Here is a 3,023-nt window from a genome sequence, read left to right on the forward strand (position 1 = left end):
CGCAGGACCGCGCCTTTCTCCCCGGCCGGGGCGGCGTCGTACTCGGCAACGATCCGAAGCTTGTACGCCGCGGAAAACGTCCGCCGCTTCGGCTTCGGCGCCGGATCGTCACCGGCGGCGGGTATCGGGGTGATGCTGGCCATACTGAGGGGATCTCCTGTCTCGCCCATCCAGACTAACCCGACAAACCGGGTGTCTCAGTTGAGACTGTCAGAGAGGGGCTCGGCTCGACTTGACTGGCGCTGACCAGGTCAGCGCCTGCTGTCTCCGGGCGCGAGAAGGCTGGTGACCTCGGCGATCGCATCAGCCGAGGGGTGGAAGTAACGCCGCACGTTCTCCGGCTTCTTGTGCCGCGACTTCGCCATGAGCATCGGCAGGCTGGCCCCGGCCTCACCGAGGTGGGTGAGGCCGGAGTGCCGGTACTCGTGCAGGTCCCAGCCCGTTCCCGCCACACCCCCGACAGCCGTGTGCGCGTCCAGGAGGGCGCGGGCCTGCCCGTACGACAGCCGGACCAGCCCGGTGTCCGGGCACACGTCGCGCCGGCTGACGACCTTCCCGGGGCTCGGCTTGCGGTGGGTGACGAACACCGGCCCGCGGGTACGGCCCTTGATCAGTCGGGGCAGCAGGCGGGCGGTGCCGGCGTCCCAATACACGGGCTCCATGACGTAGTCCTCGCGCGGGGCGCCGCGGCGTCGGGTGCGCGGCTTCGCGCCCTTGGCCCTCACCGGGGCCCTGCGGGCGGCGAGGTCCAGCTCCTCAATGTTGACGCCGAGGATCTCCTCCGCCCGTGCGACGGTCTTGTAGAGCATCCGCCAAAGCGTCTTCTCCGGGAGGTGGAACTCGCGTCGGGCGATCAGCCGGTCGACGGCCATCTTCGAGCGGGCCGGCTTCTCCGAGTCCGGCGGGGGCATCCGCTTCACCCAGGCCGGGACAGCCGGGCCGTCGTACCCGCGCTCGGCGCACCAGCCCAGCCATGACAGCACCGACGCCCGCCGGGCGTTCCACGTGTTGACCGCGGCCTCGCCCCACAGCTGTTCGAGGGCGCCGCCGATCTCGTCGTCCGCGACGGTTGCGAGTGGGCGGGTCTCGCCGAGGTGTTCGGCGGTCTTGCCGACGCCAATTCCGTACGACCGGAGCGTGTTCGCGTTGTCGAGTGAGTCGAGGAACACGTCGGCCGCCGCGCGGACGGTCAACGCCTTCCCGACGGGCAATCGTACGACGGCGGGCACAGCTTCCCCCTTGCCACAGATAACGGGGCCGCTTCACGCACGGCCCCGAGAACGCCGCCGCAGGTCGTGATCAGCGATGCCACAGATAATAGGGCGTTATCTGAGGGAAGACTTCGGACCGGTCCCGCGACCGACACCCCGTCAGCCGCCCACCAGGGCCGACAGATCCTTAGCGCCGGTTTTCGTTCCGATGTTCCTCAACCCCCGTGATCCCCGCGAGTTCACGCAAACTGAAGGGTTCTCGGTGGGAACTCAAGGGTCCGTCGTCGTGCTCTGTGGAGTTGCTTCCGTGGGTTCGAGGGCAACTCGCGACCTTGCCGTTCCTGGTCCCTTGGACGGGTAGGACGCCGAGCGGGTTAGCCAAGAGGGCGGCGGTAGCGCAACTTGTCGCGAGAGGCCCCACCGGTGGTGTCTTCCACGGCTGTGCCGTCTGCGTGCCAGCCGGCAGCTTCGTAGAAGCGCCGGGCGCGACGATTGTCTTCCAGGACCCACAAGGTGGCTTGCGTGTACTCGGCCTGTCGGAGAGTCGTCAACGTGGCCAGCGTCAAGTGCTTCCCGATCCCAGTGCCCCAGACCTCGGGCATCGCGTAAAGCGTGCCGATTTCCGCGACGGCAGGGGTCTCCTGAGACGGGCCGAAACCTGCGAATCCGACGATCCCCGCGTCGGTTTCGGCTACCAGTACTCCCGACAATGGCCATCGTGTCTCCGCGATGCGTGTCTTCCACTCGGACTCTTCGCGGCTTGGGTCCATGGCGTCGAGGTAGGGCTGGGGGACGAGACCGGCAAAGGCCGCCTGCCAGGAGCGCACGTAAACACCGGCGACCGCTGATGCGTCATCAGGCCATGCCTGTCGAGGCTGCATGGCCGTCATTCTTCAAGTCCCGTCAATCCGGGCCAAGTTCTTTTCCCTGGGGTGATGCCGAGTGCCCGGCTGCCTGTTCCAGTAGTGCCCGTGCGGAGTCCGCGTAGCGCATCGCGGTCTTCTCGTCGAGCCCCGCCTCGGCGGGGTGAAGCGGATCGGGCCCTTGGGGCAGAGCCTCTTCGAGCTGCCGGTCGACGCGGAGCCGCTCCAGCGTCGCGTCCTGGCCGCGCATCGAGGCGCTGATCCAGTGGTTGCTGGCGCGGCTGGTCTTGGTGGCAGTCTGGTTGTTGATCAGCAGATGGAGGTTCGCGGTGCTCGGCCACCGGTTTCGCCGGTGCTCCAGCCAGTCGAGCAGCAGTTTCAGGGTGAGGTCGTCGAGCGGGCGGCCGCGTCCGGCGATGGTCAGCCGTCGGTTGCCGAGGTCGACGTCGTCGAGCATGAGCATGCCGATCTGGGCGACCCGGGCGGCGTGCACCGCCGCGAAGGCGAGGATGAGTCGTGTTGCCGGGGTGGTGGCCGCCGCGACGGACCGGCCGATCTGGGCGGGGACCAGCGGCTGCAGCACGCCGTACTCGTACTGGCCTACCTTGATCCGGCTGGTCGGGTTGCGGAAAAGCAGCCCACTCCATTTGGCCCAGGAGAACAGCGAGCGCAGGGCCACGAGTTGGTCGTGTCGCTGGTGGCCGTGCAGTGTCTTGATGTAGGTTCGGACGTCGTTGCGAGTCACTTCCCGCAGGTGGTCATAGCGGTCCGACCATTCCAGCAGGGCCGGCCGACACGGTTGAGGTAGAGCCAGACCGTGCCTTCCCGTCGCGGGAGGCTGCGGGGGCCACCGTCACGCAGAACGCGGGTCCAGCGCTGGGCCTCTGAGCGGATGCCGGGTGCGAGACCCTTCAGACGCTCGGCGAGCCAGCCCTCGAAGGAGGGTTCG

General features: G+C 68.1%; 3 protein-coding genes and 1 pseudogene. All 4 read right to left on the bottom strand.

All coding sequences use genetic code 11. From position 1 onward, the window contains the following. Positions 1-251: 251 nt before the first annotated feature. Positions 252-1,229, bottom strand: coding sequence for a tyrosine-type recombinase/integrase (locus SZN_RS36430; RefSeq protein WP_043735183.1), 978 nt, complete (start codon positions 1,227-1,229; stop codon positions 252-254). A 356-nt stretch (positions 1,230-1,585) separates the two neighbouring features. After that, a complete protein-coding gene (locus tag SZN_RS36435) occupies positions 1,586-2,092 on the bottom strand; it encodes a GNAT family N-acetyltransferase (RefSeq protein WP_007505657.1) in 507 nt (168 codons plus the stop codon). A gap of 22 nt (positions 2,093-2,114) precedes the next feature. Then, the gene (locus SZN_RS36440; RefSeq protein WP_007505659.1) at positions 2,115-2,819 is read right to left on the bottom strand and encodes a hypothetical protein; all 705 of its coding nucleotides are present in this window, start codon (positions 2,817-2,819) and stop codon (positions 2,115-2,117) included. Next, positions 2,816-3,023: pseudogene (locus SZN_RS43045) on the bottom strand (hypothetical protein); the annotation flags it as partial. The gene SZN_RS36440 and the pseudogene SZN_RS43045, both read right to left, overlap by 4 nt.

The sequence above is a fragment of the Streptomyces zinciresistens K42 genome (genome assembly GCF_000225525.1).
Lineage (GTDB): Bacteria > Actinomycetota > Actinomycetes > Streptomycetales > Streptomycetaceae > Streptomyces > Streptomyces zinciresistens.

What these genes read in the sequence shown, in the direction of transcription:
- SZN_RS36435 (WP_007505657.1), bottom strand. Translation starts at nt 2,092, where the DNA reads ATGCAGCCTCGACAGGCATGGCCTGATGACGCATCAGCGGTCGCCGGT.